Source organism: Enterobacter sp. T2, from assembly GCF_010692925.1.
GTDB classification, from domain to species: Bacteria; Pseudomonadota; Gammaproteobacteria; order Enterobacterales; family Enterobacteriaceae; genus Enterobacter; species Enterobacter kobei.
In genome coordinates this window covers 833,833-860,569 of sequence record NZ_CP048736.1, presented here as the reverse complement: position 1 = coordinate 860,569, position 26,737 = coordinate 833,833, and the positions used below count along the sequence as shown (strand labels likewise).

Here is a 26,737-nt window from a genome sequence, read left to right as displayed (position 1 = left end):
ATTCATTCAAGTATTCTGCGCGGCGGCCCGCTCCGCCTCTTGCTTTGCCAGGGTACGCGCGAGGATGGTGGAGTATAGCGGTTTCCCGCCCAGGAATTGGGCTAATAGTGTCGCCCCGAGACAGGTAATGATCATTGGCAAAATGAGCTGGTAATTATCTGTCATCTCCAGCACCAGCACGATACCGGTCAACGGTGCACGCAGAGACGCTGCCAGCAGTGCCCCCATACCGGCCACCGCGAAGGTGCCAGCATCAAGATGATACGCCGGGAAGCCCACTTTAGCTGCCATACCAAACGCGGTGCCCAGCAGCGTACCAAGCGCCAGCATCGGGGCGAAAATCCCGCCGGGTGCACCGGAGGAGAAGCACAGAACCGTTGTGATAACCCGGGAGATAAACATAAACAGCAGCAGACCGACGCTGAAATTTCCCGCTGCGGCGATGGGGATCAGCCCGAAGCCGCCGCCTGCGGCATTCGGCTCAATAAAGCCGAGCACGCCGCACATCCCGCCCAGCAGGCCGCCCATCAGCACCCATTTCGTCGTATTGCCGCCATGAATACGCTGGAACATATCCTGAGCACGTAAGATGCAGGTGTTAAACAGCGGCCCCACCACGCCAAAAATCATGCCGAGGATCAGGTAAAGCCACAGGGTGTTGACCGGCGCGTTGGTCAGTTTACCCACCTCAATTACCGCCCCTTCGCCATTGAAGAGGCGGAAAACAATGCTCGACATAATAACGCCGGTAAACACGGCTTTAATGGAGATCAGGTTGTAGCGGAACTGCGCGCGCATCTCTTCGATGATGAACAATATGCCCGCCAGCGGTGCGTTAAACGCCGCTGAAAGACCCGCCGCCGCACCGGTGGCGAGCAGCGTATGGCGCGCTTCGGCGCTTCGCATCCGGAACAGATCGCCCACCATGCGTCCGACGTTGCCCCCCAGTTGTACCGTTGGCCCTTCCCGGCCCAGCACCATCCCCGCGCCCAGCGTCCCCATACCGCCGATGAATTTAACCGGGATCACGCGCCACCAGCGCACCGGGCGCAACTCTTCCAGTGCACCTTCAATTTCCGGGATGCCAGACCCGCCGGCCTCCTGGGCGAATTTACGCACCAGAAAATACCCCACCATGGCAAACAGCGCCGACAGTCCAAATGCCCCGACCCAGACCAGCCACCGGCTATCGGCAAAACCCGCGACGGTGCCCACTCGCCAGTTGAGTACGGCATTGACCGCTTTTTCAAACGCCACGCCAACCAGACCGGCGAGAGTCCCCACCACGGCTGCAGCCAGCAGGATCGCCAGCGGCGTTTTATCGCGATTGAGCAGCCGCCGAATACTGATCCGGTGCTGAGCGCGCGTAAACTGTTGTTCTTCAAAAGACGGAGAATCTGATTTCATGTCCTGTTCTTATTCGTCATACAAAAAGCCGAGGAGATTTTACCAGAGACCTTCCCTCCGTCCCCTTAAAAATACTTAACAAATCTTAAAGCATTATCTGGCTAAAAATTTCATAACCTACTGCGAATCACTTAGAATAGTGTGCTTAATCATTTTATACGAACCAGGAACGACGCCATGAGCAAGTCTGAAAACCTCTACAGTGCAGCCCGGGAGCTTATTCCAGGTGGTGTGAACTCGCCTGTTCGCGCCTTTACCGGCGTGGGCGGTACGCCGCTGTTTATTGAACGTGCTGACGGCGCGTATCTGTATGATGTCGATGGCAAAGCCTATATCGATTATGTCGGTTCCTGGGGACCGATGGTGGTCGGGCACAACCACCCAGCCATTCGTAACGCGGTCATTGAAGCCGCTCAGCGTGGCCTGAGCTTCGGTGCGCCAACCGAAATGGAAGTGAAGATGGCGGAGCTGGTGACTGAACTGGTGCCGACCATGGACATGGTACGTATGGTGAACTCCGGTACCGAAGCGACCATGAGCGCGATCCGCCTGGCGCGCGGTTTTACCGGTCGCGATAAAATCATTAAATTCGAAGGCTGCTATCACGGCCACGCAGACTGTTTACTGGTGAAAGCAGGCTCCGGCGCGCTGACCCTCGGCCAGCCAAACTCGCCTGGCGTGCCGGCGGATTTCGCTAAGCATACCCTGACCTGTACCTATAACGATCTGAACACCGTTCGCGCGGCGTTCGAGCAGTATCCGCAGGAGATCGCCTGCATCATCGTTGAACCGGTAGCGGGCAACATGAACTGCATTCCACCGCAGCCGGACTTCCTGCCGGGCCTGCGCGCCCTGTGCGATGAGTTTGGTGCCCTGCTGATCATCGACGAAGTGATGACCGGCTTCCGCGTAGCGCTGGCGGGTGCCCAGTCTTATTATGGCGTTGAGCCGGACCTGACCTGCCTCGGCAAAATCATCGGTGGCGGCATGCCTGTTGGCGCATTCGGCGGCCGTAAGGATGTGATGGAAGCGCTGGCGCCAACGGGCCCGGTCTACCAGGCAGGTACCCTTTCCGGCAACCCGATTGCGATGGCCGCAGGCTTCGCCTGCCTGACCGAAGTGGCGCAACCAGGCATTCACGAAACCCTGACCGACCTGACGACTCAACTGGCTAACGGTCTGCTGGAAGCCGCGGAAGAGGCGGGTATCCCACTGGTGGTCAATCACGTCGGCGGCATGTTCGGGATTTTCTTCACCGATGCGCCAACCGTGACCAGCTATCAGGACGTCGTGAAGTGCGATGTTGAACGCTTCAAGCGCTTCTTCCACCTGATGCTGGAAGAAGGTGTGTACCTGGCGCCGTCGGCGTTTGAAGCGGGCTTTATGTCCGTGGCGCACAGCGAAGAAGATATCAATAATACCATCGACGCGGCGCGTAAGGTGTTTGCGAAGCTTTAAGGGAATTGCCGGGTGGCGCTAACGCTTACCCGGCCTACGATATTCTCCCTCTCCCCGTGGGAGAGGGCCGGGGTGAGGGCATCAGGCCGCACCTGACTACCGACTCTGCTTTCTCAACAGATAAATAAAATACGGCGCGCCTATAAAGGTCGACAGCAGTCCCGCCGGGATCTGGTAAGGGAACAGCACCATCCTTCCACACCAGTCCGCAAATACCAGAATGACTCCGCCCGTCAGGGCTGACATCACAATGTGCGGCATTGTCCGGCGGAACCCCATCATTCTGGCGATATGCGGTGCCATCAACCCGACGAAGCTCAGCGGGCCAATAGTCATGGTTGCCGTTGCCGTGAGGCACGCTGCCAGCAGGAGAAGTGCGACACGCGTAGGCGTCAGCGCCATGCCCACAGCCCGCGCCGTTTCGCCGCCGAGCGGCAGAATGGTCATCCAGCGACGACACAGCGGCACAATCGCCAGCAGCACAATCATTACGATCCCGGAATGCACAACCTGGCTGGCGGTAGCGTTGTAGGTTGAGCCAGAAATCCAGGTCAGGATCTTCGCCATTCGCGGATCGCCACTCGCCTGCAGCATCATCAACAGCATCGTAAAGGCCGTGCTGAGCGCCATCCCGGCCAGCAACATCCGGTGCGGGGAAAATCCGCCGCGGCCAGAGGCAATCAGAATAATCATCAGCGTCACCGCCGCACCAATACTCCCGGCAGGCATCAACCAGCCAAACGCGTTCCCTGGCACCAGGAACAGCATCAGCACCACGCCAAAGGCGGCACCGGAGCTGATCCCCAGCACTTCCGGGCTCGCCATCGGGTTACCGGTCAGACGCTGAATAATACAGCCCGCAACCGCCAGCATCACACCGGCAATAAGCGCGGAGAGGATCCGCGGCCAGCGCCATTGCAGTAATTCGTTGAGTAAATCACCCGTTGCCCAGTGCCAGCCTGCGGCATCGCGCCCAAACGCGAGTGCGGCAAACGAGGCGAGAAGCAATACTCCCAGACCGACAAGGCTAAACCACAGTACCGACTGACGTTCCGCGTAGACCTTATCGCCCGCGTCCATCGCAGGCGCGCTGATGCTGCGCAAACGCGGGAGCAACCACAGCAGCAGCGGCGCACCGATAAGCGCCGTTGCTGACCCGGTAGACACTTCCATCCAGACGCGGGCCAGCCAGAGAATGATCTGATCGGAAAGCCAGAGGATCAGCGCCCCGATCAACGGTGCGAGCAGCAGACGCGCCAGCAGCCGACGCGCCCCGAGCATTTTTGCCAGCAGCGGCGCAAAGAGACCGATAAAGCCGATAATGCCCACCGCGTTAACCAGCAGAGCGCTCAGCACAATCGCCAGCGTGAGCGCCGCCAGGCGTGCCAGCGACAGTGCCAGCCCCAGGTTGCGCGCCACGCCATCATCCAGCCCCATGAGCGTCAGCGGACGCAGGAGCAGCAGCGTCAGCACGACCCCGCCCGCCAGCTGCGGCCACAGACGCTGCACAACGCTCCAGTCGGTCTGGGTGAGCGTGCCGGTGCTCCACAGGAACATACTTTGCAGCTGATCGTGATGGAACAGCACCAGCAGCTGGTTAATCGCACCGCAATAGAGGCTGACAACCAGCCCGGCAAGAATCAGCGTTACCGGAGAAAGGCGTTTCCCCCAGGCCACACCAAAGACCAGCGCCCCTACGACACACGCCCCCGCGAGGGCCGCAAACTGCGAGGTTAACGCGCCGGGCAATGCCCACAGCGTGGTGATCGTGATCCCAAGCTGCGCCCCGGTAGCGACGCCCAACGTGGTTGGCTCCGCCAGCGGGTTACGTAATACCTGCTGGAATAAGACGCCTACCAGGCCTAAACCGGCCCCGACCAAAAGGGAGATCGCCAGACGCGGCAGCAGGCTGTAGTGGAACAGCATCTGCTGAATATTGTCGATATCCGGCGAGGCCAGCGCGGCTCCCCACTGCGCACGCGGTAACGCCGTCGAGAGATTGAACCCGGTGAATGACAGTGCAGCCAGAAAAAGCACGGACAGCAGTAGAACCGGGAAACGCGCGATACGGGTACTCATGCTTTACCTCCCAGCGCGTTATCCAGTACGCGGGCAAAATGCATGGCCGATAGCGTCGCGCCGTAGAACCACACAGCGGGCGCACGCTGGAAGCGCTTCTCGCGCACAAACGGCATCGCCTGCCAGAGCGGTGTCGCCATCAGCGTTTGCATTTCGCGCTCGTTGCCGTGGTCAAAGCACAGCACATCCACATCACGAAACGCCGCCAGACGATCGATACCGACGGCGGTACTGCCCCAGAAGGTCATCTCCCCTTCCCACGCATTGCGAATGCCAAAGCTGTCCAGCACCTCCTGGAACAGACAGTTTTTACCGAATACCAGCATATGGCGGGCATCCAGCAGCGTCACCATCAGCAGCGGGCGATCGCCCCGCCCGGCAAAGCGCGGCTTCAGGGCGTCAATCAGGGCATCGAATTCATCGAGATGCTTTTTGGCTTCCGTTTCACGGTTGAGGAAATGCGCCATCTCGTTGATCGAGTTTTTCGCCACGGTCAGCGGTTTTTTACCGTCGCTAAAGGAAAAACCGCGCCCTGGCGCAATACGTGCCATGGTCTCTTCGGACGGGCCATAGCCCGCAGACCAGAACAGGAATGACGGTTTCATTTGGGTAAGCAGTTCGAGGTTTGGCTCCGTACGCAGGCCGATGTCAATCACCGAGTCCGGCAGCTTCGGCTCGTTCACCCAGAGGTTATAGTTAGGGATGTCCGCCACGCCATAGGGCGTGACGCCCAGCGCCATCATCAGCTCTACCGGCAGCCACTCCAGCGCCACAATGCGGTGAGGATCGATCGCGGCAGCACGCGCCGTCGTCATGTTAAACAGCAGGGGTGAGAGCGCCATTGCCGTCAACAGGCGACGACGGCTGATAAATGTGTTGTCCAGCATCAGTACACGAAGCTCACCGGTGCAGCCCCAGCCGGGTGAGGCAAGATACCCATTGGAATACCGTAAATGTGTTCCAGCGTTTCGCTGCGCATCAATTCTGACGGTGTTCCCTGCGCAATCATTTCGCCGCCGCGTAGCGCGACAAGATAATCGCAGTAGCGAGCCGCCATGTTGATATCGTGCAGGACCGCAATCACCGTCAGGCCACGCTGCTGGCTTAACCGGTGTACCAGCGCCAGCACATCGACCTGATGGGCAATATCCAGCGCAGAGGTAGGCTCATCCAGTAGCAGGCAACGGCTGTCCTGAGCCACCAGCATTGCAATCCACGCCCGCTGACGCTCACCGCCAGACAGGCTATCCACCAGACGGTGCGCCAGCGGTTTTAGCCCAACCAGCGCAATCGCCTCTTCCACTTTCTCCCGGTCAGCCACGCCGAAGCGCCCAAGCGCCCCGTGCCACGGATAACGCCCAATCGCCACCAGCTCACGCACCGTCATCCCTTCCGCCTGCGGCAACTGCTGCGGCAGATAGGCCACTTTGCGCGCAAAGGCTTTGCTGCTCCAGCTCTCCAGTTGCTGTCCGTCCAGCAGGATATCCCCTTCAGACGGCGGCTGATGGCGTCCCAGCATCTTAAGGAGCGTGGATTTACCGGAACCGTTGTGACCAATCAGGCCCGTCACTTTACCGGCCGGGAACGTCAGAGAGAGCGGATGCAGCAACGTGCGTCCGGGTACGCGAAAGGAGAGATGATTGAGCGTGAAGGTGGTGTCGGATTGCGTTTGATTATCCTGCATATCAGCCAACTTAAATAAAAAGGGCACGGCGAACCGTGCCCAAAGAGAGATTAGAAGCGGAAGGTCGCGGTGGCGACAACCTGACGTCCTGCCCCCCAGTAACACGCATATTCGCTGTAGCAACTGGAGACGTATTCGCGGTCGAAGATGTTGTTTACGTTGACACCGACAGAAGAGCCCGGCAGCCCAAAGCGAGCCAGGTCGTACTTCACGGTCGCATCCGCCAGCGCATAACCCGCGACGTTGAACGACTGGTAGGCTTTTGGCGACGAGGCAGAGTAGTAAGAAACGGTATTACCGATGTATCGGGTTCCCGCCCCTACCGTCAGACCGCTCAACGCCGTCTCGTGGAAGGTGTAATCTGCCCACAGAGACGCCATATTACGCGGCACTTCCGCCGGACGGCGGCCTTCATACCAGGTATCGTGCGTGTATTCTGCATCAGTAAAGCTATAGGATGCCGTCACATTAACGTTTGCCGTTACTGCCGCTTTCGCTTCCAGTTCGAACCCGCGGGAACGAATTTCACCGCCCTGTACGCTAAAGCCGCTGGTCGGGTTCGCCGGATCGGCCGTCAGGTTGTTGTTTTTAGTCAGCTGGTATACCGCTGCAGTCACAACCACAGGCAGATCTTTCGGTACATACTTCACGCCCGCTTCATACTGTTTGCCACGAGCCGGATCGAACGGTTTACCACCCTGGGTTGCGCCGGAAATAGGCTCGAAGGATTCGCTGTAGCTGAAGTACGGCGTAATACCGTTATCAAACAGGTAGTTGATCCCGCCGCGCCAGGTGAACGCCCGATCGTTGATTTCAGCCGTCGTGTCAGAGGAACGCGTCAACGTGGACGTTTTGGCGAAATCATAGCGTCCGCCAAGGGTCATGACCCACTTATCCCATTCAGCCTGATCTTGCGCGTACAGGCCCGTTTGTTCCTGACGATTGAGCACGGCATACGGGAAGTTCACGTTGATATTGGCATTGTTATGCTGCGGATTACTCATGCTGATAGGGTCAGCGGTGCCGTAATCAGCATCGATATCGTTACGCATGCGCAAGTAATCGACACCCGTTAACAGGGTATGATCCACTGCACCGGTCGCAAATTTGGATTGCAGCTGGGTATCAACTGTAAACGAATTCAGGTTTTCATCAGAACGTACATAGGCGCGGCTGATTTTCCCCGGCGCGATATAGCCGTTGCCGTAAACAGAACGGTAGAGTGTATTAACTTTGGTATAGCGCAGGTTTTGACGTACGGTAAAGGTATCGTCAAACTCATGTGAGAAGCTGTAGCCCACCATCTTCTGGCGACGGGAGATCTTGTTGTCTTCGTCACCTTCATTGAAGTCTGTCGGCAGCTTGTGCGCATTGCCATTGGCATCATAGTACGGCACAACGGTGCCTTCCCGCGGCAGCCAGCCGTAATAGCCTGCATCCGGATCGCTCTGGAAATTACTCAGGAAGGTGAAATCAGTTTTATCGTCAGGACGCCAGCTGAAAGCGGGTGCAATGGCGTAGCGGGTGGACTTAACCATTTCCTGCTGTGCATTTTCGCTGCGCCCCAGACCGGTGAGGCGGTATGACCACACGCCGTCATCATCAATCGCATCGCTAAAATCAAACCCGGTTTGCCACAGGTTATCGGTACCCATTTTGAACTGGATTTCTTTCAGTGGCTCGGTGGTTGGGCGCTTGCTGACCATGCTGACCACGCCGCCCGGGTGGCTTTTACCGTACAGAACGGATGTTGGGCCACGCAGCAGTTCGACACGCTCAAGGAAATAGGGATCCATTGACGCTTCAGAATAGTTATCACCCTGTAGCTTCATCCCGTCCAGGTACTGGTTAGTATTCACGGTAGTGGAAGTGGTGAAACCACGGATAGAAACTACATCATATGTTGTTGATGCACCGCGAGTAGCAAAAACGCTCGGCGTATAGGCCAGCGCTTGCTTCACCGTCCCCGGCTGCTTCATGTCCATCTCTTCACGAGTGACTACGGAAATAGACTGCGGGGTTTTCTCAATTGGCGTATCGGTCTTGGTCGCCGTGGCGGTGCGCTTGGCCGCAATCGTGGGTGCCGGTCCCCAGGCACTTTCCTGTGCCGCAGGCGCTGCGGTTACCGTAATGGTTTCTTCTTTTTTCGGGGTTTCGGCAGCATGTGCATAAGCCGACATGCCGGCAACCGCTGTGGCTACGACGACCGCGACTTTTCGCAGCGACGTGTTGATTGGCTGAGCAGTATTGGAAAGCGCCATGTTGTATCTCTGATGGAAAGGTTAATGATAACGTAAACGAGAATTATTATTATGAGCGCAAGAATAATAGGCGAAACGCCGGTTGCATAGCAAGCAATAAGCGGCCCTACGTGAATTGAGGGATTAAGAATTAACCAGATGAAAACAGGGGGTTAATGATGTTAGCGAAAGGATCGCCAAAACCCGCCGGAGCGGGCGGGAAGCATTAGCGGTAAAACAGCTCGAACGTGGCGACCGCCTCGACTTTTCCGGGTTTGACCTCCCCCGTTTTGACGTAGCGGGCCTTCAGGGGGATCTCTGCGGGCACCTTGTCCTGCGTAGCGGATATCGCAGTATAGGTCTGGTCAAACTGAAGGACGGTATCGTTGCTGTCGAGAATTTGAATCCCCAACCCTTGTGCGGCAGCATCACCGGATGCAATGCCCAAAATCGAGCCGTTGGTCACCCCCGTCGACCCCGTGCGGGTGAACTGATAGTCAATCTTTGTTCCCGCCGCGCAGTCGTTTATTGCAATCTTAAAACCACCGTCAGTCAGTATCTCTGAGTATTGCCCGTCAAAATCCTGAGAATTGACCGTTTTGAGAGGAACAAAAATGTTACGGTCAACCAGATTACAGGTATTGGTCGTAATATGGACGCTGGTGGGCGAAAAACGCATTTCACCGACCACGACACCGCCGAGCGTATCCTGCGAGGTCAGGCGCGAGGTATCCAGCATCCCGTCCTGGACCTGGCCGATGACCACCAGTTGAGCGGCGGCCCGAAAGACGTGGGTGCCATCAGACCCGCCATGTTTGTAGCCATAATACTGCCAGGGACGAATGAGGTCCTCCTCTATATAGTCGGGCAACCGTTCGCTTGACGCCGCCGCACGGATGCCAATCCCCGGCACGTTGGTTTTATAGACTCCCGGCAGAACGTCCTCACGCGCGTCGGCATCCGTCAGGGTCAAATAGCCGCGCCGGATTTGCGCGTCAGCTCCGCCACAGTGCACCGTAATTTCATTGGATTCGACGGCATTGTCATAAATTACGGTCCCCACAGGGGTATCGGGATCGAGCATAAAGACCGCTGGAAGCTGAAAGGTAACAATGCCGCCAGATCCATCCCCGCCGCTGAAAGTACATTGAGCAAATGCCGGATGTACCCGCGCGGCGGCGACCAGCAGTACGGCAGAGATAACGGTTCTCACCAGAATAGTCACGCGCATTTTCTCTCCAGCCTCATTTGCAATTGACCGCGGTATTAATGATTCCCTCGCCATTGTCATCGGGTAAATCGATGACGCCATAACACTGTTCGTCGCCCGCCTCTCCCCACTGCGCGCTGAACGATGTGTGTCCATTAAGCCCTGAGAGGTAGACCTCGCCATCATCCCCGACAATCGCGGTGGTGTTATCAAGCGCCACGATGGCACCAAACGGCACTGGTTTACCCTGATGACGCAGCGTGACCAGCGCGCGGCGCCCAACGCGGGCCTCGAAGTTCGCCAGTATCACCGCGCCTTTTGTCGGCACGAGATCTAACGTTGCCGCGTCAATATCAATATCGCTGCGTTCCTGCGTGTTTACCGTGAGGGTGTTGTGTCGGTAAGCGGTAAGCGACGGCACGATGGCATTACCAAACGCATCGGTATAAATGCCGCGGCCGCTCTGAACGTTGACATCCTCTACGTCGTTGATGTGTACAATCGCGAAAGCGTCCCGCACGGGCTGCCCCAGCGTAACGCCCTGACCGTGAGCCACGATGGATCCCTGAGCGTTATAGTTCCACTGGCGGTTATCCCCGCCGTAGCTGTACCCCATGCCAACTTCGCCGGACGAGCCGCGATAGCGCCCGGATACGCTGCCGCCATAGCCCGTATCTTTGTTGGCGTAAGTCTGCTGGAGGTTATAGCTCAGCTTGTTATCCTCAAGCGCGGTCCCCCCGATCCCCACCTGGTGCGAGACATACCCGCCGCTTGCGGTATTTACGCTGTAGTTTGCCCACGCGTTAGAGAGCCAGTGCGATAACGGGATATTGACGTTCAGCGCCAGTTGCCGATCGGAATCGGCATCTGGCGTGCGGGTCAGGTTGTAGCTTATCGACCAGGTAATATCCCGCCAGCTGGAGCTCAGCCCGGCGCTGACGCTGCGCTCGTGGCCGTCCATATCCCAGTAATCCTGCTGATAGCCGTTAAGATACGCCGAGCCCCAGTCAGAAAGCCGCTGGGAAAGGTTTACCTGCATGCGGCTTCGGCGGTTGTTGGTTCTGCGATAGGTATAAATGCCGTCATCAATCTCGCTGTCGCGCTGATCGATAGCCTCCTGAAAGGTATAAAACCCGGAGGTGGAATAGCGGTAGCTGGCAAGCGTGACGGTGGTATCTGTGTCGGGAATATCTTTTGAATACTGCGCTCGCCATGAAAGTCCATTTGCGTCATCACGTCCGTCATCAAAGGCGGTTCTCGCGGTGGTGATATCCACCGAGGCTGAGCCCAGATGACCCAAATCCGCGCCAACCCCCAGCAATAGTGCATGATACATCGACGCACCCTGAGCGCCGGTGTAGGCCGTCACGCCATACGGCAGGCCATAAATAGCCGTACCTTGCACAAAGGTGGGCTCATCTTCCCCTTCATTGCCGCGATAACGCCCGGCCGCCAGCGAATACTTAAACCCGCCCTCACGCTGGAGGACCGGCACCGACGCGCTGGCCTGTATGAAGCTATGCTCCGAGCCATCCGCCTCTTCAACGGTGACTTCCAGATCCGCGCCGGAGGCGACCTGGCTTAAATCACGGATCTCAAATGGCCCCGGCGAGACGTTGGTTTGATAAAGGGTGTAGCCGTTTTGCTTAATGGTGACTTTTGCATCGCTGTTGGCAATCCCCCGCACGACTGGCGCAAACCCCTGCTGGCTGACCGGTAGCATCGCCGTATCCGTTTCCAGCGTCAGGCCGGTCATCTGCACGCTGTCGAACAGCTCGCTGTTGGTGTACGTCTGGCCCAGTTCAAGCTGGCTTTTCAGCGCTTTGATATCGCGCTGCAGGGTGGTGGCGATGGCTTCCCAGCCCGAAGAGTCACTCCAGGTACTGTTGTTGCGCAGCCGCCACGCGCCCAGATTAAGACCCGACGTCAGGCCAAGCCAGGTTGATGAGGTTTGGCCCGTGCTGTAATGCTGCTGAGAACCGCTGAGCTGATAGCTTGTCCAGGCCGCCGGAGCACCGTCATCCCAGAATTTCGGGTTAATGGCGCCCGCAGCCGCGCGGTTGCGGTAGGCCTGGGGAATGACCAGCGTCAGGGTCTGGTTATCCTGATTGTAATCGTAGCGAGCATGTTCGATAAAATGGGAGATATCCCGAATGCAGGCCGCATCGTCCATATCTTTGAGATCCGGCACCGCGTCGACGTTCACGCCAAATTCACGCAGATCCGCTTTGGTCAGCTCCGGCAGAAGCTGCTGCTTATCGTCAGAAAGCACATAGGTGACCTCGCGTTTATCCACGACGTCCCGATCCCACATGATGGTGGTCAGATAGCGCCCTGCCAGCAAGCCGTTATCATTAATGAAGTTTTTGAGCGTAGCGGTATTTTCCAGCGGCGTATCCAGCTCAAGGATCCGCAGGTTGAATTCGTCATCAGCCCACGCAGGTGGGATCGCGACGAACAGTGCGAGCACGATCCCGGACCATACCTGTTTTTGGCGAGAGGGAGAGGACATAGCATTCCAACACGATCCCGTTAAAGGGCCTGCTTGCGCTGAGGGGTTTGCGCCCCAAAATCATTGATTGCCGTCCAGGTCACCGCACCCGTCGCCCCTTTTGGCAACGCAAAATGCTGCTCGCTAAACGGTGCAACCATCATCGAAATAGCCCCCGGCGTGGTTTCGGTCTCTTTCACCGGTACGCTTTTCCCGCCCACGGCCAGCTCGCCAAAGGAGACGTAAAACGGCGTGGGGTTTTTAGCAATAAGCGTGTCGCCCTGACGACGGAACGTGATTTTTTCATCCGCCACCAGCGCATCGGCCTCTTTTAACTGAGACGGGCGCCAGAAAAGCTTCAGCCGCGTTTTCATCGCGAACTGCAGGGTATTTTTCTCTTTCAGCTCAGGCGACAGCGCGGAGACCGATTTCACATTCGCCAGGAACAGCGATTCACGGTCTGATGGCAGGCTTTTTTTATCGCCAGTAAAAATAACGTGTAAAAGGGTTTGACGATTTTCCTGCAGCTTATAAACAGGAGGGGTAATAACGAAGGGCGCTTTTGCATTATTGACATAGCTGACCCAGCTTTGTACCAGATAACGCGTATGGGGATCTTTATTTTTAAGGGCTATTTGTACTTCAGCTTTATTTGATGGATAAATAATACGAGTACCACCCAAAACCACGCTGGCCTGCGCTGACAGACAAGAAATAATTAAACAACCACATAACAATTTAAATAAAGTCTTCATACAACGTTCCAAAAGGCAGCCATAAAGGCTGCCAGTAATGACTTAGCGATAGACAACCTCGAAAGTTGCCGAAGAAGAATAGCGGCCTGCGGTGGGTGCAGTATCACCAATCTGAATCACCTTCGCGATGTAGTTAAAGACTGAGGCATTTGTTCCCGTCGCATCGTTAGCCACATCCGTTCCCGTCGAAGGCAGGGAGCCATCAAATACCACATCGTCTTTCGTGCCGTTTTCATTGCTGACGATGATGCCAACGTTGGTGGCATTACCGGCGCCGCTGAGGTCGTTCTTCAGACGTTTATGCGCGGCATCCGTTGTCGTTCCGCTGAATTTGAGGTTGAGTTTGGCAACCAGCGGGTCACATTTTTTCACTTCAATATTAAACGTTTTGCTGGTGCCCACTGCGCCATCAGTGCCAAAGTCCGACGCATAGGTATCGGGGAACGTGACGGTTGACGAGGTCGTACCGGAGCCATCAACATTAATTTCACAGGTGTCGGCCACCACTTTCCCGGCAAAGTTCACCGTGCCAGAATCGTTTCCGGCAAATGCTGGCAGAGACAGCGATGCCATTATGCTTGCAGCCAAAAATGAAGAAAGAACATACTTACTCATAATCATATCCTTATATATATCGATGCAGTCATCCATTCCCGCCCCAATACTGTGCGTCAGAATGTTATTTAAGCGCTCATATCACTCATACAGGGGTAATTAACCCAGCCATGTTTCAGGAAAGCCTGTGATTCCTTGAGGCGATTAAATCAGATCATTCTTACCAGTGTCCAGATAGCCTAAAAACCTCCTGCACATAATGGCGCACAAGACTATGTTTTAAATAAAAAATAATGAATCTTAGGAATTCTTAATTTTGAATTAACTTTTTTTAAAGGATTGCGGACTGTAAACAATAAAAAAGGCCGCTTTAAAATAAAGCGGCCTTTTATTCAGGGAATTAATTAATTCCCGCCAAACATGTCCTTAATCCAGCCGGCTACGCCATCGCTGTCTTTCTTCTCATTCTGCTGCTGCGGCTGTTGTTGCTGCGGCTGCTGAGGCTGAGAAGATTGATCGAACGGGTTGCCCGTTGGCTGTTCAGGCTGGCTCTGCTGGCAGAGGGAGTCCGGGTTGGTGGTCCAGACCGGCAGGGTACGCATCCCACCGCCGCAAACAAAGTTACCGGAACCGTCCACGCCCATATCGACGATATCTTCCGGCGCAACCAGGTTCAGCGGCACCGGAGACTGATTCGCCAGATAGCGCTGGTAAATCGACATCGCCCCGCTTGCACCGTACAGCTTGGTTGGCTGGTTGTTATCACGGCCTACCCAGGTGATCACCACTTCACGGCCATCAATACCGGCAAACCAGGTATCGACGTTGTTGTTGGTGGTCCCGGTTTTACCCGCCAGATGCAGACCCGGATATTTCGCCCCCAGCTGACGGCCAGTACCGCGCTGCACAACCTGCTGCATGGTCCACAGCGTCATATAGGCCGCCTGCGCAGGCACCGCACGTTCTGCCTGTGGGAAGCTCTGATACAGCACGGATCCATCCTCGGCAATCACCGAGCGCAGGGCCGAAAGCGGCGCACGGTTACCGCCGCTGGCAATGGTCTGGAACGCCTGTGCCACTTCGATCGGCGTCAGGTTAAGTGCCCCCAGAATCATCGCCGGAACCGGATGCAGCTGATCTTTCGACACGCCCAGTTTCTGCCAGGTGTCGACAATCGCAGGCAGGCCCAGCGCCATACCGAGGTTAACCGTGGGGACGTTCATGGAACGGGTCAACGCATCCACCAGCATAACCTGGCCGCTGAACTGTTTATCATCGTTCTGCGGGGACCAGACCTGACCGTTAGGCTGACGCAGTGAGATTGGCGCATCGGCAATCCAGGTGTTCAAACGATACAGATTCGGCTGACTCAGGGCGGTGAGATAGGTCGCCGGTTTTGCCAGAGAACCAATCGAACGACGCGCCTGCATGGCACGGTTATAGCCCGCATACTGCGGCTCGGCACCGCCCACCATCGCGCGTACTTCGCCAGTGTTGCGGTCAACCACCACCATGGCGGTTTCCAGATCGCTCAGCTTGCGCTGTTTCTTCAGTGCCGGAATACCTTCCACCGCGGCTTTTTCTGCTGCATCCTGGGCCACGGAGTCAAAGGTGGTGAAGATCTTCACGCCGGAGAGATCTTTGACCTTATCACCGAGCTTGCTTTGCAGCTCCTGACGCACCATTTGCATAAACGCAGGCTGAGGAGAGATCACCCCACCGCGCGGCTGCACGCCAAGCGGACGCGCGCTCAGCATGTCGTACAGTTCCTGATCGATCACCTGCTGTTGTTGCAGCAGACGCAGGACCAGGTTACGACGCTCCAGCGCCAGTTTCGGGTTACGCCACGGGTTGTAGATGGACGCCCCTTTCACCATGCCCACCAGCAATGCCTGCTGGTCCAGGCTCAGCTCTTCCACCGGGCGGCCAAAGTAGTACAGGCTTGCCAGCGGGAAGCCGCGGATTTCGTTATCGCCGCTCTGACCGAGGTAAACCTCGTTCATGTACAGTTCAAGAATACGATCCTTGCTGTAACGCGCATCCATCAGCACGGCCATGTACGCTTCGTTGGCTTTACGCCAGTAAGAGCGTTCGCTGGAGAGGAACAGGTTCTTCACCAGCTGCTGAGTCAGCGTACTCGCCCCCTGCACGGTACGACCTGCGGTCAGGTTCGCCAGTACGGCACGGCCGATAGAATAAAGGCTGATGCCGTCGTGCTCGTAGAAGTGACGGTCCTCGGTTGCCAGCAGCGTATCCACCAGCAGATCCGGGAAGCCGTTACGCGCCACAAACAGGCGCTGCTCGCCGTTTGCCGACGAGAGCATGGTGATCAGACGCGGATCGAGACGGAAGAAACCGAACTGACGGTTGTTATCCATGTTCTCGATGGTATCCAGACGATCGCCGTCAAAGGTCAGACGCGCGCGCACCTGCCCCTCTTTGCTGTCCGGGAAGTCGAACGGACGGCGGATCATCTCAATGCTTTTCGCCTGAACGGTAAATTCGCCAGGGCGCGTCATCTTCGACACCTGACGATACTGGGTCGCTTCCAGCAGTTTCACCATCTCGTTCTTACTGATGGACATATCTGGCTCAAGGTTCACCATACGGCCATACACTGCCGCAGGTAACTGCCAGACTTTACCGTCGATACGGCTGCGGATCTTCTGATCCAGATAAACGCCGTAAATCGCCATCAGCACAACAAAAACAATGAACAGCTTCAGCAGCAGCCAGAACCAGCCGCGTTTGCCCCGAGGCTTGCGCCCTTTGCCTTTTCCTTTACGCGGCATCGGTTCTTCATCCTCATAATCGTCTTCATAGTCATCGTCATAGTCCTCATCTCTGAGGCGACGACGGCTTACCTTTTCTTTCGCCGGACGCGTGGGTTTTCCCTTACGTCCTATTGGCTCGCGGTCATTCCCCGCCATGCTTTTTCTCCGCAACGTTCAGGCGCAAAGGCCCGATTCTCATTTCTTCCACTGACCTGTGAAAGAAGAAATCTCTCAAAATTAGTTTTCTCCCTCTCCCCATGGGAGAGGGCCGGGGTGAGGGCATCAGGCCGCACAATCCAGCCCGCACAATCCAGGCCGCACTCCCCTCTTCCCCTGATTCACGAATACTTCTTCGTCCGCCGTGTCGGCGCCGTGTTCGCCGGATCGTCCGGCCAGACGTGTTTGGGATAGCGCCCTTTCATCTCTTTCTGCACGTCCCGGTAACTTCCCGCCCAGAACGCGCCCAGATCGCGGGTGATCTGCAGCGGACGCTGCGCAGGCGACAGCAGCTCAAGCACCAACGGCACACGCCCTTCTGCGATAGACGGTGTGGTGGCTTCACCAAACATCTCCTGCATCCGTACCGCCAGCGCCGGAGGATTATCCTCATGATAACGAATGGCAATCCGGCTCCCGGTGGGCACAGTGTAATGCCCAGGCAGCTCACTATCCAGACGTTGACGTAATGACCAGTCCAGTAAATTCTGTAACGCGGTCTTAACATCAAGTGCCTTGAGCGCACGCAAGGAGTGTACGCCGCTCATTTGCGGCAGTAGCCAGTGCTCAAGCGTAGCCAGCAGCGTCTCATCATCCACCGCTGGCCAGCCGTGTTCCGGCAGCCACTTCGCGGCGCAGTGCAGGCGTATACGATACTGTTCAGCTTCCGGCGTCCAGTTCAGTACGCTCAGCCCTTTTTCCCGGATGCCGTTCAGCATCGCCTGGTGTAACTCTTCTTCTGACGGCTTCGCCAGCGGTTTCGTCCCGAGCGTCAGTTTGCCAATCTGACTGCGGCGAAACGCCTTTAGCGTGCCCTGAGTCTCATCCCATTCCACGATATCGGACTGCTGCAGCAGCTGCGGACAAGCGCGGGTCAGCGCATCAATGTCTACGGCAAACGCCTGTAAAATACGTGCGTCAGGAGAGTGGCTCCCCTGAAGCAAAAGCGGGGCAATCAGCCATTCGTGACGCGTTAACGCATCATCGCTGTCCAGCATCGCCCCCATGCCGTTTGCCAGCTGATAGCGCCCGTCCAGCCCGCGGCGGCGGGCAATTCTGTCCGGGAAGGCTTCTGACAGCAGGGAGGCAATTTTATCGCTGTCAGGTGAACCGCCCCGGCTATTCAGGCGTTTGGCCAGCTGCTGCGCCCGCTGCTGCCAGTTCCCCTGATTACGCGAAAATGCCTGTACCAGATCGCTACTGCCACCGCGCGGCGGCTCCTCAAGGATAGCCGCCAGCCTGGCCGCCGTGGCAATTTCATCGTTCCCTTGCGCGGCCACCAGCATGGCAGCCAGACGCGGATCGTTACCCAGCGCCGCCATTTTCTGCCCGCGCGCCGTCAGACGCTCGCCTTCCAGCGCGCCAAGCTGAGTCAGCAGGCTGCGCGCCGCCGTGAGGTTAACCGCTGGCGGAGGGTTGAGCCATGTGAGCTGGGCAGGGTCAGGACAGCCCCATTGCAGGAGATCCATCACCAGGCCAGACAAATCACTTTGTAAAATTTCTGGCGTGCTTTGCTGTGCGGCACGCTCAGCTTGCTCCGCGCTGGTCAAATGCAGACAAATGCCCGGCGCAAGACGCCCGGCACGGCCCGCACGCTGGATCATCGACGCCTGGCTGATGCGCTGCGTGAGCAGCTTAGTCAGCCCGGTGCGCGGGTCAAAACTGGCCACCCTCTCCTGGGCGCTATCCACCACCAGGCGAATGCCTTCGATGGTCAAACTGGTTTCCGCGATATTGGTCGCCAGCACCACTTTGCGCTGCCCCGCCGGGGCGGGAAGGATCGCTTTACGCTGATCGGCCAACGACAGCGCGCCATAGAGCGGACACAGAATAATGTCGCTACTCACCCGTGATACCAGTTGCTCCTGTACGCGCTGGATTTCTCCCACACCGGGTAAAAATAGCAGCAGCGACCCCGGCTCCTGACGAAGCAGTTCAGCCGTGGCGACAGCCACCGCTTCGTCAAAACGCTGATGGGCAGGTAGCGGCTGATAGCGCCGCTCCACTGGGAATGCACGACCTTCGGAGGCAATCACTGGGGCATCAGGCAGCGTCTGCTGCAGCCGCGCGTTATCCAGCGTCGCCGACATAATGAGCAGCCGGAGGTCGTCGCGCAGCCCCTGCTGGACGTCCAGCAACAGCGCCAGGGCCAGATCCGCCTGCAGGCTGCGTTCGTGGAATTCATCCAGGATCACCAGCCCAACGCCGGTCAGTTCCGGATCGTTTTGCAGCATGCGGGTGAGAATGCCCTCGGTAACCACTTCAAGGCGCGTGGACGGGCCAACGCAGGTTTCGGCACGCATCCGATAACCTACCGTTTCGCCCGGTTTTTCGTTCAGCAGTTCCGCCAGTCGCTGCGCCACGTTGCGTGCGGCGAGCCTGCGCGGCTCCAGCAGGATGATTTTTCCGGCAATCTTCCCTTCCTTGAGGATCTGTAGCGGCAGCCAGGTGGATTTGCCCGCCCCCGTAGGCGCGTTAAGCAAAACCTGCGGGGCGTGGTGTAAGGCAGCAAGAAGCTCGGGAAGGACGACGGCGACCGGCAATGAGGACACTAACAGCTCCAGAGGGTTAACATTAGTCGGCGTACATTGTAGCATCGGCGCATATCATTACCGAGTCCCCCGTATGTCTGAGTCAAAACGACTGTTTTTTGCCATTGAGCTGCCCGCCCCTGTTCAGCGGCAAATCGTTCGCTGGCGCGCTGAACATTTTCCACCGGAAGCAGGTCGGCCCGTTTCAGCCGCGAACCTGCATCTGACGCTGGCATTCCTGGGCGACGTGAGTGCCGGGAAACAGCGGGCGTTAGCCGCCATGGCCGGGCGGATTTCTCAGCCGCCGTTTACGCTGCACCTCGACGATGCAGGACAATGGCTACGTTCGCGCGTGGTCTGGCTGGGCACGCGCCAGCCACCGCGCGGATTATTGCAGCTGGCAAATATGCTGCGCGCGCAGGCGGCGCGCAGCGGCTGTTATCAGAGCCCGCAGCCATTTCATCCGCATATCACGCTGCTGCGCGATGCCGGTCAGGCCGTTGCCCTCCCGGCCCCGGGTTTTCACTGGGCTTTCCCGGTCAATGCATTCGCGCTTTATGAATCTGTCTTTGCTCAAGGACGCACACGCTATACGCCGCTACAGCGCTGGACGCTGGGCGACACGATGAAGGAATCCTGATGAAGTTTAGCCCTGCACTCCAGCCCGCCACGCTGATCCAACGCTACAAACGCTTCCTCGCCGACGTGGTGACACCTGAGGGGGAAACGCTCACTCTGCACTGCCCCAACACCGGAGCCATGACCGGTTGCGCCACGCCGGGTGACACGGTCTGGTATTCCACTTCAGAAAATACTAAACGCAAATATCCCCATACCTGGGAAATAACTGAGACACAAAGTGGGGCATTTATTTGCGTTAATACCCTGCGCGCCAATCAACTGGTTAAGGAAGCGCTGACCCATGGCACTATTCCCGAACTGGTGGGTTATGGTACGCATAAAAGTGAAGTGAAATATGGCGATGAAAGCAGCAGAATTGACTTCATGTTACAGGCGGAAGACAGGCCGGAGTGCTATATTGAAGTAAAATCAGTGACGTTAGCGGAACAGGAAAATGGCTACTTCCCGGATGCGGTTACGCTACGTGGACAGAAGCACCTGCGGGAGCTAATGAGTGTTGCGGCGGCGGGCAAACGCGCCGTACTGCTGTTTGCGGTACTGCATTCAGCCATTGAACGGTTCTCACCTGCCCGCCATATTGACCCTAAATACGCGCAATTGTTGAATGAGGCACAAAAGCAGGGGGTAGAGGTTTTCGCTTATAAGGCGGAACTTTCTGCCGATAATATGACTCTGAGATCCTCTCTTCCCATTGTCTTATAAGGGATTAGACGATTGATGATTATGTGTTCTGGCCGCGTGCGCAAATACGCTTTTCCTCACAGGCTTGTCAAGTGTTACGTTTAGATAATTGCCATACGGAAAAGCATCTGCTATTTATAGCGACCTGATTTTTCCCCCAACACGGGGATCGATAGTGCGTGTTAAGGAGAAGCAACATGCAAGAAGGGCAAAACCGTAAAACATCGTCCCTGAGTATTCTCGCCATCGCTGGGGTGGAGCCGTATCAAGAGAAACCGGGCGAAGAGTATATGAACGAAGCCCAGCTGTCGCACTTCAAGCGTATTCTTGAAGCATGGCGTAATCAACTCAGGGATGAAGTCGATCGCACCGTTACGCATATGCAGGATGAAGCTGCAAACTTCCCGGATCCGGTAGACCGTGCCGCTCAGGAAGAAGAGTTCAGCCTCGAACTGCGTAACCGTGACCGCGAACGCAAACTGATCAAAAAGATCGAGAAAACGCTGAAAAAAGTCGAAGACGAAGATTTTGGCTACTGCGAATCGTGCGGTGTTGAAATCGGTATTCGTCGCCTGGAAGCGCGTCCAACCGCCGATCTGTGCATCGACTGTAAAACGCTGGCCGAAATCCGCGAAAAACAGATGGCCGGTTAATACCAGCGCTGTTTACCCACTCCAAAGGCGGGAGTCTCTCCCGCCTTGTTAACGTTGATATGTCTGAATCACACTATATCGGGCGCTTCGCGCCATCTCCCTCCGGTGAATTACACTTCGGCTCATTAATTGCCGCGCTCGGCAGCTACCTGCAGGCTCGCGCCAGCCAGGGCAAATGGCTCGTCCGCATAGAAGATATTGACCCGCCGCGTGAAGTTCCCGGTGCTGCAGAGACCATACTGCGTCAGCTGGAACATTACGGCCTGCACTGGGACGGCGAGGTTCTCTGGCAATCAAAACGCCACGAGGCGTATCGGGAGCGTCTGGCCTGGCTCGCTGAGCAAGGGCTTTCCTACAACTGCACCTGCACCCGCGCGCGTATCCAGAGCGTTGGCGGCGTCTATGACGGGCACTGCCGTACGCTCAATCATCCCCCGGAGAACGCCGCCGTGCGCCTGCTGCAACGTGCGCCCGTCACCCGTTTCCACGATCTGCTCTCCGGAGAGATCCGTGCCGATGAACGTCTGGCGCGCGAAGATTTTATTATTCACCGTCGTGATGGTCTGTTTGCTTATAACCTGGCCGTGGTCGTCGACGACCATTTCCAGGGCGTCACGGAAATTGTGCGTGGGGCAGACCTGGTCGAACCTACCGTGCGGCAAATATCGCTGTATCAGCAGTTTGGCTGGACGGTACCGGGTTACCTTCATCTGCCGCTGGCGGTCAATGCGCAGGGCATTAAACTGTCCAAGCAAAACCACGCCCCAGCCCTGCCAGACGGCGATCCGCGTCCTGTTTTGATCGACGCGCTGCGATTTCTCAACCAAAATGTAACCCACGAATGGCAGGATCTGCGTATTGACGAACTGCTGAAAATGGCCATCGCGCAATGGACGCTCACGGCGGTGCCAAAAATCCAGCATTCTCAAATGCGTTGCGCTGAGCTATGATTAGCCGCTTTTTTCATAACAAAACACACTACGAGGTGTACCATTTTTACCCGAGTCGCTAATTTTTGCCGTAAAGTGCTAAGCCGCGAAGAGAGCATGGCGAACGATGCTATTGCACAGCCACACATGTCGGTTATTCCGCGTGAGCAGCACACTATTTCCCGCAAAGATATCAGTGAAAATGCCCTCAAGGTGCTCTATCGTCTGAATAAAGCGGGCTACGAGGCCTATCTCGTTGGCGGTGGGGTGCGTGATTTACTGCTGGGCAAAAAACCAAAAGATTTCGACGTGACGACCAGCGCCACGCCTGAGCAGGTGCGCAAGTTATTCCGTAACTGTCGTCTTGTTGGCCGCCGTTTCCGTCTTGCTCACGTCATGTTTGGGCCAGAAATTATCGAAGTGGCGACCTTCCGCGGCCACCACGAAGCGGGCGCATCCGATCGCACGACCTCCCAGCGCGGCCAGAACGGTATGTTGCTGCGTGACAATATTTTCGGTTCTATCGAAGAAGATGCCCAGCGCCGCGACTTCACCATCAACAGCCTCTATTACAGCGTGGCGGATTTCACCGTGCGTGATTACGTGGGCGGTATGCAGGACCTGAAAGAGGGCCTGATCCGCCTGATCGGCACGCCAGAAACGCGTTATCGCGAAGATCCTGTGCGTATGCTGCGTGCCGTGCGTTTCGCTGCCAAGCTCAACATGCGCATCAGCCCGGAGACGGCAGAGCCGATCCCGCGTCTGGCGACGCTGATCAACGACGTGCCGCCTGCCCGTCTGTTTGAAGAAGCGCTGAAGCTATTGCAGGCTGGCTACGGGTTTGAAACCTACAAGCTGCTGCGCGAATACAACCTGTTCCAGCCGCTGTTCCCGACCATTACGCGCTACTTCACCGAAAACGGTGACAGCCCGATGGAGCGCATGATTGCGCAGGTGCTGAAAAATACCGACACCCGCATCAAGAATGACATGCGCGTGAACCCGGCATTCCTGTTTGCGGCGATGTTCTGGTATCCCCTGCTGGAAACCGCGCAAAGAATTACTCAAGAGAGCGGCCTGGCCTATTACGATGCCTTCGCGCTGGCCGCAAACGACGTGCTGGACGAAGGGTGCCGTACGCTGGCGATCCCGAAACGTATTACCACGCTGGTGCGCGACATCTGGCAGCTTCAGCTGCGCATGTCCCGCCGCCAGGGTAAACGCGCCTGGAAACTGATGGAACATCCAAAGTTCCGCGCCGCGTTCGATCTGCTGTCCCTGCGTGCGGAAATTGAACGCAATCAGGAGCTGCAGCGTCTGGCGCAGTGGTGGGCTGAATTCCAGGTTTCCGCTCCGCCGGAACAGAAGGATATGCTGACCGGGCTGGATGAAGAGCCCGCACCGCGTCGCCGTCATCGTCGTCCGCGCAAACGTGCGCCGCGTCGTGAAGGTTCAGCATGACACTCGCCTGTATCGCCATCGGCAGTAACTTAGCCTCTCCGCTGGAGCAGGTTAACGCTGCCGTAAAGGCGCTGGGCGAGATTCCGCAAAGCCGGATCGTCGCCGTCTCGTCGTTTTATCGTACCCCGCCGCTCGGCCCACAGGATCAGCCTGATTACCTGAACGCTGCCGTGGTGCTGGAAACAGCCCTTGATGCAGAAGCGCTGCTGGATAACACCCAGCGCATTGAGCTCCAGCAGGGCCGCGTGCGCAAAGCCGAACGCTGGGGACCGCGCACCCTCGATCTCGACATCATGCTGTTTGGCGATGAGGTGATTCATACCGATCGCCTCACCGTACCGCATTATGATATGAAAAATCGCGGATTTATGCTCTGGCCGCTCTTTGAAGTCGCCCCCGATATCACCTTCCCGGACGGTACCTCGTTAAAGACCGTTCTGGACAACCTGAACGCGGAAAAACCCGCTCGCTGGTAAACCTCTCCCCCACCGGTTAGCCGCTAAATAATTGTGGTTAATCGGTTGCCTAAAATCATTGTTCCCCGGAATGTTACTGTTAGAATGCGCAAAGATTCGCTTTGGGCTATCAGGAAACAGTATGAAACCAACCACCATCTCCTTACTGCAGAAATGCAAACAGGAAAAAAAACGCTTCGCCACCATCACCGCGTATGACTACAGCTTCGCCAAACTGTTTGCCGAAGAGGGTATCAACGTCATGCTGGTCGGAGATTCGTTAGGGATGACGGTACAAGGACATGATTCCACCCTGCCGGTCACGGTTGAGGATATTGCTTACCATACCCGCGCCGTGCGCCGCGGTGCGCCAGCCTGCCTCCTGCTTTCCGATCTGCCGTTTATGGCCTATGCCACACCGGAGCAGGCATTCGAAAACGCGGCGGCGGTCATGCGTGCCGGGGCCAATATGGTCAAAATTGAAGGCGGAGCCTGGCTGGTGGATACGGTGAAGATGCTCACCGAACGCGCCGTGCCGGTGTGCGGCCATCTGGGCCTGACGCCACAGTCCGTCAACATCTTTGGCGGCTACAAGGTGCAGGGCCGTGGCGATGCGGCACAGACGCTGTTTGATGATGCCCTGGCGCTGGAAGCTGCAGGCGCGCAATTGCTGGTACTGGAGTGCGTGCCTGTTGAACTGGCGAAACGTATCACTGAAGCGCTGTCGATTCCGGTGATTGGTATTGGTGCTGGCAACGTGACCGACGGGCAAATTTTAGTGATGCACGACGCCTTTGGTATTACCGGTGGGCATATCCCGAAATTTGCGAAAAATTTCCTTACCGAAGCGGGCGACATGCGCGCCGCGGTCAGGCAGTATATTGCCGACGTTGAATCCGGTGTTTACCCGGGTGAAGAACACAGTTTCCATTAAGGAGTCTCGTTGTGCTAATCATTGAAACCCTGCCGCTGCTTCGCCAGCACATCCGTCGCGCGCGTCAGGAAGGTAAACGTATCGCACTGGTCCCGACCATGGGCAACCTGCATGACGGCCATATGAAGCTTGTCGACGAAGCAAGAGCCCGTGCAGATATCGTGGTGGTCAGTATCTTCGTAAACCCCATGCAGTTTGACCGCGCAGACGACCTGGCGCGCTACCCGCGTACCCTGCAGGAAGACTGCGAGAAGCTCAAAAAGCGTCAGGCGGACATTGTTTTCGCGCCGTCTCCGGCAGACGTTTATCCTCAGGGAACCGGCGAAGCAACCTACGTGGACGTTCCGGGAATTTCGACCATGCTGGAAGGCGCCAGCCGTCCGGGCCATTTCCGCGGCGTCTCCACCATTGTCAGCAAATTGTTTAACCTGGTACAGCCGGATATCGCCTGCTTCGGCGAGAAAGATTTCCAGCAGCTGGCGCTGATCCGCAAAATGGTGGCGGACATGGGATATGATATTGAGATTGTGGGCGTGCCGATCGTGCGCGCTAAAGACGGGCTGGCGCTCAGCTCCCGCAATGGCTATTTGACCGCCGAGCAGCGTAAAATCGCCCCGGCGTTAAGCAAGGTCATGAACAGCATGGCAGAACAGCTTCTGGCGAAAGCATTAACCGCAGAAGAGATTATTGCTCTTGCGGAACAGGCGCTGAACGACAAAGGTCTCCGGGCTGACGATGTACAAATCCGCGATGCTGATACGCTGCTCGAACTTGCAGAGACAAGCAAACGTGCGGTAATTCTGGTGGCGGCATGGCTTGGCCAGGCTCGCCTGATTGACAACAAAGTGGTTGAGCTGGCGTAGTTTTTCTACCCGGAAGATGAAAGGTAAACGTAATGATTCGCAAAATGCTGCAAGGTAAGCTTCACCGTGTGAAAGTGACTCAGGCAGACCTGCACTATGAAGGCTCCTGCGCCATTGACCAGGATTTCCTCGACGCGGCGGGTATTCTTGAGAACGAAGCGATCGATATCTGGAACGTCAATAACGGCAAACGCTTCTCTACCTATGCAATTGCCGCCGAACGCGGGTCCAAAATCATCTCCGTCAACGGCGCGGCAGCACACTGCGCAGAGGTGGGCGATATCGTGATCATCGCCAGCTTCGTGATGATGTCTGACGAAGAAGCGCGTCGCTGGCAGCCCAAAGTGGCCTATTTTGAAGGCGATAACGAAATGAAGCGCACGGCAAAAGCTATTCCTGTTCAGGTCGCCTGATTTCTTTTCCCTGGACTCATTTTTATCCCATTCACTATCAAAATGAGTCCAGTCTTTTTTGTGCAAGCCACGATCAATTATAGCGCATTTAATAGGATTTAAATAAATAACCAAAGAAATCTCAGAGAATTATATTATATAATTCCCAAATCATAATTCCCACCCATTAAGAAAAACTTAAACCAACCTGCAGTTTTAATCACCCCCGTTGACTAGTCTTATCCCAAATAAATCTCTAGAATCCGCCACGAAATAACATTTCAGATTTTAAATCAATAGCTCCAAAAAAAATTATTGATTTAAATG

Annotated in this window: 21 protein-coding genes; 10 read left to right on the top strand and 11 right to left on the bottom strand. The window is 56.5% G+C overall.

Annotated features, from left to right (window positions below; genetic code table 11):
* Positions 1-6: 6 nt before the first annotated feature.
* Positions 7-1,407: a H(+)/Cl(-) exchange transporter ClcA gene (gene clcA / locus G0034_RS04035; RefSeq protein ID WP_023332123.1), complete on the bottom strand. Its 1,401-nt coding sequence runs from the start codon at positions 1,405-1,407 to the stop codon at positions 7-9.
* Positions 1,408-1,584: 177 nt separating this feature from the next.
* Here clcA and hemL point away from each other — a divergent pair, with 177 nt between their 5' ends.
* A complete protein-coding gene (hemL, locus tag G0034_RS04030; RefSeq protein ID WP_179120533.1) occupies positions 1,585-2,865 on the top strand; it encodes a glutamate-1-semialdehyde 2,1-aminomutase in 1,281 nt (426 codons plus the stop codon).
* A gap of 96 nt (positions 2,866-2,961) precedes the next feature.
* Here the strand turns inward: hemL and fhuB are convergent, their stop codons facing one another.
* The 10 genes from fhuB to hrpB form a co-directional block, all read right to left on the bottom strand.
* The gene (gene fhuB, locus G0034_RS04025) at positions 2,962-4,944 is read right to left on the bottom strand and encodes a Fe(3+)-hydroxamate ABC transporter permease FhuB (protein ID WP_179120532.1); all 1,983 of its coding nucleotides are present in this window, start codon (positions 4,942-4,944) and stop codon (positions 2,962-2,964) included.
* Positions 4,941-5,831: a Fe(3+)-hydroxamate ABC transporter substrate-binding protein FhuD gene (gene fhuD / locus G0034_RS04020; RefSeq protein ID WP_045134599.1), complete on the bottom strand. Its 891-nt coding sequence runs from the start codon at positions 5,829-5,831 to the stop codon at positions 4,941-4,943. The genes fhuB and fhuD overlap by 4 nt, the downstream gene beginning before the upstream one ends.
* Positions 5,831-6,628 carry a Fe3+-hydroxamate ABC transporter ATP-binding protein FhuC gene (fhuC, locus tag G0034_RS04015; RefSeq protein ID WP_014882613.1) on the bottom strand — a complete coding sequence of 266 codons (798 nt, stop codon included), beginning with the start codon at positions 6,626-6,628 and terminating at the stop codon, positions 5,831-5,833. The genes fhuD and fhuC overlap by 1 nt, the downstream gene beginning before the upstream one ends.
* A gap of 50 nt (positions 6,629-6,678) precedes the next feature.
* Positions 6,679-8,889, bottom strand: a complete 2,211-nt coding sequence (fhuA, locus tag G0034_RS04010; RefSeq protein WP_045134597.1) for a ferrichrome porin FhuA — start codon at positions 8,887-8,889, stop codon at positions 6,679-6,681.
* A gap of 205 nt (positions 8,890-9,094) precedes the next feature.
* Entirely contained in the window at positions 9,095-10,099 is a 1,005-nt protein-coding gene (locus G0034_RS04005) for a fimbrial protein (RefSeq protein WP_014882611.1), read from the bottom strand.
* A gap of 13 nt (positions 10,100-10,112) precedes the next feature.
* Complete coding sequence (locus G0034_RS04000; RefSeq protein WP_179120531.1) at positions 10,113-12,590, bottom strand: fimbria/pilus outer membrane usher protein; 2,478 nt, start codon at positions 12,588-12,590, stop codon at positions 10,113-10,115.
* Between the two features lie 20 nt (positions 12,591-12,610).
* On the bottom strand, positions 12,611-13,324 hold the full coding sequence (locus tag G0034_RS03995) for a fimbrial biogenesis chaperone (RefSeq protein ID WP_047344006.1): 714 nt from the start codon (positions 13,322-13,324) through the stop codon (positions 12,611-12,613).
* A gap of 42 nt (positions 13,325-13,366) precedes the next feature.
* The gene (locus tag G0034_RS03990; protein ID WP_137984526.1) at positions 13,367-13,939 is read right to left on the bottom strand and encodes a fimbrial protein; all 573 of its coding nucleotides are present in this window, start codon (positions 13,937-13,939) and stop codon (positions 13,367-13,369) included.
* A 344-nt stretch (positions 13,940-14,283) separates the two neighbouring features.
* Complete coding sequence (gene mrcB / locus G0034_RS03985; protein ID WP_014882607.1) at positions 14,284-16,809, bottom strand: bifunctional glycosyl transferase/transpeptidase; 2,526 nt, start codon at positions 16,807-16,809, stop codon at positions 14,284-14,286.
* A 182-nt stretch (positions 16,810-16,991) separates the two neighbouring features.
* A complete protein-coding gene (gene hrpB, locus G0034_RS03980; protein ID WP_248229205.1) occupies positions 16,992-19,421 on the bottom strand; it encodes an ATP-dependent helicase HrpB in 2,430 nt (809 codons plus the stop codon).
* A gap of 73 nt (positions 19,422-19,494) precedes the next feature.
* On the opposite strand from hrpB, the gene thpR reads away from it, so the two are divergent.
* The 9 genes from thpR to panD all read left to right on the top strand — a co-directional run bounded on the left by thpR (position 19,495) and on the right by panD (position 26,431).
* Complete coding sequence (gene thpR / locus G0034_RS03975; protein WP_032637482.1) at positions 19,495-20,040, top strand: RNA 2',3'-cyclic phosphodiesterase; 546 nt, start codon at positions 19,495-19,497, stop codon at positions 20,038-20,040.
* Entirely contained in the window at positions 20,040-20,744 is a 705-nt protein-coding gene (gene sfsA / locus G0034_RS03970) for a DNA/RNA nuclease SfsA (RefSeq protein ID WP_014882604.1), read from the top strand. Before thpR ends, sfsA begins: the two co-directional genes overlap by 1 nt.
* Positions 20,745-20,920: 176 nt before the next feature.
* Entirely contained in the window at positions 20,921-21,376 is a 456-nt protein-coding gene (dksA, locus tag G0034_RS03965) for an RNA polymerase-binding protein DksA (protein ID WP_001155232.1), read from the top strand.
* Between the two features lie 59 nt (positions 21,377-21,435).
* Positions 21,436-22,326, top strand: a complete 891-nt coding sequence (gluQRS, locus tag G0034_RS03960) for a tRNA glutamyl-Q(34) synthetase GluQRS (protein WP_014882603.1) — start codon at positions 21,436-21,438, stop codon at positions 22,324-22,326.
* Positions 22,327-22,368: 42 nt separating this feature from the next.
* A complete protein-coding gene (gene pcnB / locus G0034_RS03955) occupies positions 22,369-23,766 on the top strand; it encodes a polynucleotide adenylyltransferase PcnB (RefSeq protein WP_232952366.1) in 1,398 nt (465 codons plus the stop codon).
* Positions 23,763-24,242 carry a 2-amino-4-hydroxy-6-hydroxymethyldihydropteridine diphosphokinase gene (folK, locus tag G0034_RS03950; RefSeq protein WP_179120529.1) on the top strand — a complete coding sequence of 160 codons (480 nt, stop codon included), beginning with the start codon at positions 23,763-23,765 and terminating at the stop codon, positions 24,240-24,242. Before pcnB ends, folK begins: the two co-directional genes overlap by 4 nt.
* A 121-nt stretch (positions 24,243-24,363) precedes the next feature.
* Positions 24,364-25,155: a 3-methyl-2-oxobutanoate hydroxymethyltransferase gene (panB, locus tag G0034_RS03945; protein ID WP_014882600.1), complete on the top strand. Its 792-nt coding sequence runs from the start codon at positions 24,364-24,366 to the stop codon at positions 25,153-25,155.
* A gap of 11 nt (positions 25,156-25,166) precedes the next feature.
* Positions 25,167-26,018 carry a pantoate--beta-alanine ligase gene (gene panC, locus G0034_RS03940; RefSeq protein WP_014882599.1) on the top strand — a complete coding sequence of 284 codons (852 nt, stop codon included), beginning with the start codon at positions 25,167-25,169 and terminating at the stop codon, positions 26,016-26,018.
* A 32-nt stretch (positions 26,019-26,050) separates the two neighbouring features.
* On the top strand, positions 26,051-26,431 hold the full coding sequence (gene panD / locus G0034_RS03935) for an aspartate 1-decarboxylase (protein WP_014882598.1): 381 nt from the start codon (positions 26,051-26,053) through the stop codon (positions 26,429-26,431).
* Positions 26,432-26,737: the final 306 nt, after the last annotated feature.

Excerpts from the sequence above, each read along its gene's own strand:
- panB (WP_014882600.1), top strand. The coding sequence starts at position 24,364 with ATGAAACCAACCACCATCTCCTTACTGCAGAAATGCAAACAGGAAAAA.
- fhuA (WP_045134597.1), bottom strand. The coding sequence starts at position 8,889 with ATGGCGCTTTCCAATACTGCTCAGCCAATCAACACGTCGCTGCGAAAA.
- thpR (WP_032637482.1), top strand. The coding sequence starts at position 19,495 with ATGTCTGAGTCAAAACGACTGTTTTTTGCCATTGAGCTGCCCGCCCCT.
- hemL (WP_179120533.1), top strand. The coding sequence starts at position 1,585 with ATGAGCAAGTCTGAAAACCTCTACAGTGCAGCCCGGGAGCTTATTCCA.
- dksA (WP_001155232.1), top strand. The coding sequence starts at position 20,921 with ATGCAAGAAGGGCAAAACCGTAAAACATCGTCCCTGAGTATTCTCGCC.
- fhuB (WP_179120532.1), bottom strand. The coding sequence starts at position 4,944 with ATGAGTACCCGTATCGCGCGTTTCCCGGTTCTACTGCTGTCCGTGCTT.
- clcA (WP_023332123.1), bottom strand. The coding sequence starts at position 1,407 with ATGAAATCAGATTCTCCGTCTTTTGAAGAACAACAGTTTACGCGCGCT.
- G0034_RS04005 (WP_014882611.1), bottom strand. The coding sequence starts at position 10,099 with ATGCGCGTGACTATTCTGGTGAGAACCGTTATCTCTGCCGTACTGCTG.
- G0034_RS03995 (WP_047344006.1), bottom strand. The coding sequence starts at position 13,324 with ATGAAGACTTTATTTAAATTGTTATGTGGTTGTTTAATTATTTCTTGT.
- mrcB (WP_014882607.1), bottom strand. The coding sequence starts at position 16,809 with ATGGCGGGGAATGACCGCGAGCCAATAGGACGTAAGGGAAAACCCACG.
- G0034_RS04000 (WP_179120531.1), bottom strand. The coding sequence starts at position 12,590 with ATGTCCTCTCCCTCTCGCCAAAAACAGGTATGGTCCGGGATCGTGCTC.
- G0034_RS03990 (WP_137984526.1), bottom strand. The coding sequence starts at position 13,939 with ATGAGTAAGTATGTTCTTTCTTCATTTTTGGCTGCAAGCATAATGGCA.
- fhuC (WP_014882613.1), bottom strand. The coding sequence starts at position 6,628 with ATGCAGGATAATCAAACGCAATCCGACACCACCTTCACGCTCAATCAT.
- panD (WP_014882598.1), top strand. The coding sequence starts at position 26,051 with ATGATTCGCAAAATGCTGCAAGGTAAGCTTCACCGTGTGAAAGTGACT.
- gluQRS (WP_014882603.1), top strand. The coding sequence starts at position 21,436 with ATGTCTGAATCACACTATATCGGGCGCTTCGCGCCATCTCCCTCCGGT.
- sfsA (WP_014882604.1), top strand. The coding sequence starts at position 20,040 with ATGAAGTTTAGCCCTGCACTCCAGCCCGCCACGCTGATCCAACGCTAC.
- folK (WP_179120529.1), top strand. The coding sequence starts at position 23,763 with ATGACACTCGCCTGTATCGCCATCGGCAGTAACTTAGCCTCTCCGCTG.
- fhuD (WP_045134599.1), bottom strand. The coding sequence starts at position 5,831 with ATGCTGGACAACACATTTATCAGCCGTCGTCGCCTGTTGACGGCAATG.